Origin of the sequence: Phormidium pseudopriestleyi FRX01 (genome assembly GCF_017313335.1) — a bacterium.
Lineage (GTDB): Bacteria > Cyanobacteriota > Cyanobacteriia > Cyanobacteriales > Laspinemataceae > Laspinema > Laspinema pseudopriestleyi.
The window spans coordinates 1-5,088 of sequence record NZ_JAFLQW010000431.1; the positions used below are offsets into that span (position 1 = coordinate 1).

The 5,088-nt window shown below is 47.3% G+C and carries 6 protein-coding genes; all 6 read right to left on the reverse strand.

Annotation, left to right across the window (positions count from 1 at the left end):
• Positions 1–305: 305 nt before the first annotated feature.
• The 6 genes from J0895_RS16215 to argJ all read right to left on the reverse strand — a co-directional run bounded on the left by J0895_RS16215 (position 306) and on the right by argJ (position 4,992).
• Positions 306–593 (reverse strand): GDSL-type esterase/lipase family protein, encoded by a 288-nt coding sequence (locus J0895_RS16215; RefSeq protein ID WP_242541365.1) that lies wholly within the window; start codon positions 591–593, stop codon positions 306–308.
• 57 nt (positions 594–650) lie between these two features.
• Positions 651–1,064 (reverse strand): zinc ribbon domain-containing protein, encoded by a 414-nt coding sequence (locus J0895_RS16220; protein ID WP_207089083.1) that lies wholly within the window; start codon positions 1,062–1,064, stop codon positions 651–653.
• A 137-nt stretch (positions 1,065–1,201) separates the two neighbouring features.
• A complete protein-coding gene (locus J0895_RS16225) occupies positions 1,202–1,825 on the reverse strand; it encodes a class I SAM-dependent methyltransferase (RefSeq protein ID WP_207089084.1) in 624 nt (207 codons plus the stop codon).
• Positions 1,826–2,355: 530 nt separating this feature from the next.
• Positions 2,356–2,844, reverse strand: coding sequence for a hypothetical protein (locus J0895_RS16230; protein WP_242541366.1), 489 nt, complete (start codon positions 2,842–2,844; stop codon positions 2,356–2,358).
• A gap of 527 nt (positions 2,845–3,371) precedes the next feature.
• Entirely contained in the window at positions 3,372–3,563 is a 192-nt protein-coding gene (locus J0895_RS16235) for a hypothetical protein (RefSeq protein WP_207089085.1), read from the reverse strand.
• Positions 3,564–3,750: 187 nt separating this feature from the next.
• The gene (argJ, locus tag J0895_RS16240) at positions 3,751–4,992 is read right to left on the reverse strand and encodes a bifunctional ornithine acetyltransferase/N-acetylglutamate synthase (protein ID WP_207089086.1); all 1,242 of its coding nucleotides are present in this window, start codon (positions 4,990–4,992) and stop codon (positions 3,751–3,753) included.
• Positions 4,993–5,088: the final 96 nt, after the last annotated feature.

The following is a 5,088-nucleotide window of genomic DNA, read 5'->3' on the forward strand; positions in this document are numbered from 1 at the left end:
GTTAACTGCGTGTAGTAAAAGTTTTGATGTACATCCGAAATATTTGAAAACCATTAACAAGGCTGACGGCTATGAGTATCAATTCAAATAATGATTCGCTGTCGCTCAGTTTATTTGCTGGCGGCAATTCCCCAGACGCTGTACCTTTCAGGTACAGCGTCTGGGGAATTGCCGCATTTAAGGTGGTTAAGGGGATTCCAAAAAATAAATTATCCAAATTTAGGAATTAAAGACCTATCTTCAGCCTGCGTAGGCAGGCTTCGTCCGTGTAGCCCCACCGTTAACGGGTGTGGGTTTTGAGTATTTTATTTTTTGGAGTTCCCTAATTCCAACTGCAAGTTTCCGCTGCGATCGCTAAACTGAGCATACAAATCCAGATAACTCGCCCCCTCGAACCGGGCGATCGCCGCCAATTGTTGATTAATCCACTCAATTTGCCGATTGGGAATCTGCGCTAATCGCGTGGGCAAAATTGATTGTAGGACCACCTGAGCACCGGGATACTCTTGACCCAGGCGACGCAGAATCTGGCGATGATTCTCCAAAATTTCATCCACCCCCATCCCCTGGCGTAAATCATTAATCCCCGCCAAAATGTGACATCTCCAGACACTGACCGCCCAAGCGGATCGCGTGCTGGCTTACTTGAATCACTTCAGAGATTTTCTGGTTGTTCCCTTGCGGGATTTCGGCACTTGGCTAGACTTTTCAGCCCCTGCTAGATCGCCTGCACAGACAGTTTCCTTTCCCGACCATCCATCGGTACTAATGAGGGCAATCCCTCGGTTACGAATTACTAAGCCTGAAGCAACATCTCGGTCAATGGTAAACCCACATTCAAGACAATGAGGAACTCTTACTTTCAGGGTTTTTTTAACGATCGCACCACATTCAGGACATTCTTGACTTGTCCCTCGGCTATTGACTACGGCAAAGAATTTCCCTAACTTCCAGCAAACATACTTGACGATCGAACGAAATTGTCCAAATCCACCATCAAGCATCTGTTTGCCAAGCATCCCCTTCGCCATGATCCGAAAGTCTAAATCTTCCCTGAATATCATGTCAGCAGACTCACACAGAACATATTCGCTTGTTTAAAATGAAAATATGAGCGGGTATTGTCAATGTTTTCTGGAGACCCTCATCTATGGTAAGACGAATGATGACTTCAAGGTCATATTTCGTTAAAACTCCCTTTTTAGGCTTTATGCCTGCACAGGAAATACACTTCAAAATTCAAACTAGCTGGCAGGCCAGTAATTGGACTTCCCCATATTTTTTCTATTTTCAGCTTTTGGCCGATCTTCTTCTGGAAATCGCGAAAATCAAAGCCCATATGAGGAGAGTAATAAGAAAATTTATCCTCTATTTTACTAACGGGACGATCTTTAGGTGGATTTCCCAGAGTTGCAGAAATCAAGTTAACCCAATTAGCATCATAAGCTCCATACCTGCGGGTCATTCTAAATAAACCTTTAATCAGTGCTGGAATATAAATCTCATTGGGGACCCCAATACAAGCATATCCGCCAGGGGTAAGAAGTGTTGAAATATCATCTATTGCCTTTTCAGTTTCTTTTTCAGGCAAGTGTTCAAACACTTCCAAGCAAAATATTACATCAAAATAGGAATGGGGTAACTCAGATACATCAGCAATAATTTTTACACCGGGCAAATTTTCTAAATTATATTTTGCCTCTTCCCTCATTTTTTCTACAGGCTCGTAACACCATATTTCAGCCTTGGAAAATTTATCAACTAAGAGTTTACATAGTTCGCCATCCCCCCCCCCAATCGATAATTTTACACTCAAAATTTTCAAGAATTTGGTTTTCTTGAAATTCTAATAAACTGTGTTTTAATCTATTTCTTTGTAGCCAGCTTTTAATAAAATTTTTATCATTTACGGTGATACTTGAATAAGAACACATAGAGCTATTTTCTCCTTTGGGTATAGTTATAAGCCACTCTGCACGTTTCCATCCACCCAGACAGTTTTGCCTTCTTCGGTGGTATCTGGATATATGCGATAGCGGTAAGTCATGGTTAGCATAGGGTTATTATAAGATGATTTACTTACGATAAGTATTCCAGTAAATATCTATTTAGTAGGTATTGAGCCTACTCAATATACGCGGCTTTCATACAGTCGCTCATCTGGGTACAGATAGAGCGCTGGTCTTCCCGCAGGCTCAGATAAAAATCAGGTCGCAAAACTGGCAATTGATCACCCCTTGCATGAACCCAATCAAAAAGGCGGTATCCAAGATAACCGCCTTCATCAAAACTACTCGTTTTTAAGCTTTCGCCATTGGGTTTGCATTCAGAAATGAGAAAGATGAAAACAGGATTTTATTGCTGTTGCTGATAGTATTGCAGAACCTCTTGGGTATAGCCAGAAATTCTTTCGCTGTTATACTGCTCAGGATCTCCAGCCATCCACCAAGCCGCCGCCCGACGCACCGCCAAGGATTCATCACTGCCACTGGCTTCATACTCCTCCTGGAGGACATCGCTCATCACACAGGCTAAAACTTCTCTAGCTTGGGCTTCATTCGCTTCAAATTCTGCCGGAGTCAGTTCCTGTTGAATACAAAGTCTCGACCACCGGGGAATATTATCCGGTTTAATTTGCCAATCGCTATAGAGTCCGTCATCTTCCATGCCCGTATCCGGTGCAGCTAGTCGCAATGCCTCCACGAGAGAGTCAACTTTGGCATCAGTAATTTGCGCCGTCACCGGCATGGCAAATAGGAGAGAACTGGTCAAGAATCCGCCTAGAATTAGGCTAAATTTTCGAGTTATTTTGGATTTTTTCAAAACATTTATGGATGTAAACATGGGCAATCGGTTTAATGAGGATGTTGAGGTTCGCCGGGGTAATTTTTCTGGGGCTTAAATCCAGAATTGGTTAAAGCTCTTAACAGGTATAAGCGAACAATTCCTTTAAATGAATCAGCCCAAAGATAGAGAATTAAAAATTTATTCTCTGAAAAAATAAATTATTTTTTTTTAGGGATGGCGATCGCCTCGGAGTTGATGGCAAATTCTCTTCGCGATTCCTACTCTCAAGACAGGAATTAGAACAGTCTGAAACCGTCATCTATCGGGGAAGTTTTGGGCGATCGCCTTGACCCTCGGGGGCGACTCTCCGCAACGGGTGCATCCGATGTTTGGACAGTCTGCCCTCATCCCCTTACAAGAGTAGGTTTTTTACGTTTATGGTGATTCGCCTTACGAACGGTCCCCGGACCTTGGCAAGGGGAGGGTTAGGGTGGGGTCCTCCATAGTGATTTGCCTTACGAACGGTCCCCGGACCTTGGCAAGGGGAGGGTTAGGGTGGGGTCCTCTTGACGTGCGATCGCACGTCACAATCGGTGGGTGGAGTGTCGGAGTGACGTGCGATCGCACTTGCGCGTAGAAAGAGGTTGGCACCCGCCTCCATACAGGCGCGATCGCTTCCTTTGAGTGCGTAACGTGGCGATCGCTACGTCAAGAGGACCCCACCCTAACCCTCCCCTTGCCAAGGTCCGGGGACCGTTCGTAAGGCGAATCACCATAAACGTAAAAAACCTACTCTTGTAAGGCCCTCATCCCTCGGAGCCCCATTCTCCCTTTTTGGGAGAAGCCCTCACCCTCAGTCCCTCTCCCCCTTTGGGAGAGGGATTTAGGGTGAGGGCGGCTTTCATTGGGATGCTCCCTCCTGCAAAATCCGTGGATTCAGCCACCAAATCAAGCTGTTATACCTTAAGTGGTGTACTCAGCATTGATCTTCACATAATCATAACTGAGGTCACATCCCCAGGCTGTTCCGGTTCCCGAACCCTGTCCAATCTGAACCTGGATGAGCACCGTATCTTCTTTCAAATAAGCACCTGCCGCAGCTTGTTTCAAATACGCACTAGCGGCAGGGCGATCGAAGGCTAAGGGTTGACCGTTTTCCATCAACAAAAACTCACCGAGTTGAATCCGCAGGTTATCTTGATTGAAGGAGACCCCCGCACGTCCAGCGGCGGCAGCAATTCGCCCCCAGTTCGGGTCCCGACCAAAGACGGCGGATTTCACTAAGCTCGATCCGACAATGGTTTTGGCCACCCGACGCGCTGCGGCGTCATCCGGTGCACCTGTGACTTGGACTTCGATCAAGCAGGTTGCGCCTTCTCCATCCCGGGCGATCGCCTTCGCCAGATGTTGACAGACAGCCGTCAATCCCGCCTCTAATTTTTCCGCCTCCGGACCCATTTCTGTAATCGCTGGAGTGCGAGATTGTCCATTGGCTAAAGCAATCAGGGTATCGTTCGTGCTGGTATCGCCATCCACCGTAATCTGATTAAAACTCCGGTCTGTAGCCCGTTTGAGCATATCGTGCCACAGATGGGAAGAGACGGTGGCATCGCAGGTAACAAACGCCAGCAGGGTTGCCATGTTCGGATGAATCATTCCCGAACCCTTGCAAATCCCCCCGATACGCACCGGACGGCCCTCAAAGGTGGTTTCTAAGGCAATGGTTTTGGGGACTAAATCCGTGGTGCATATCGCTTTGGCTGCGGCATCATTGCCCTCTGGGGAGGAAGCCGCCACAACAGCGGGAATCCCAGCCCGCAAGGCATCCATCCGAATCCGTTGACCGATTACCCCGGTGGAGGCAATGAGTACGGAATTGGGGGAAATCGAGAGTTCTCGGGCTAACAAATCCGCACTTTCGAGGGTATCCGCCAACCCCTGCTCCCCGGTGGCGGCGTTGGCTTGTCCTGCGTTACATAAGATAGCGCGGGCGCTGGCTTTTTCCTCAAGGCGTTGGCGACAGTAGTCTACACAGGCGGCACGAACAACGGAGGTTGTGAAAACCCCAGCGGCGATCGCCTCTACATCAGACCAAATCAATGCCAAATCCGGTGCTCCTGACGGTTTTAACCCAGCGGCAATCCCCGCTGCCCGATATCCTTTTGGAGCCGTCACCCCTCCGGTTATTTCTTGCCAGTCTGCCATAGTTGTTTCCTTGAAAAGTGGCCTATTTGAGAGGGGATTATACCAAGATGCGGATCTTTGAAGGGTCTGGGTTTGACAACATTGACCAATGACCAA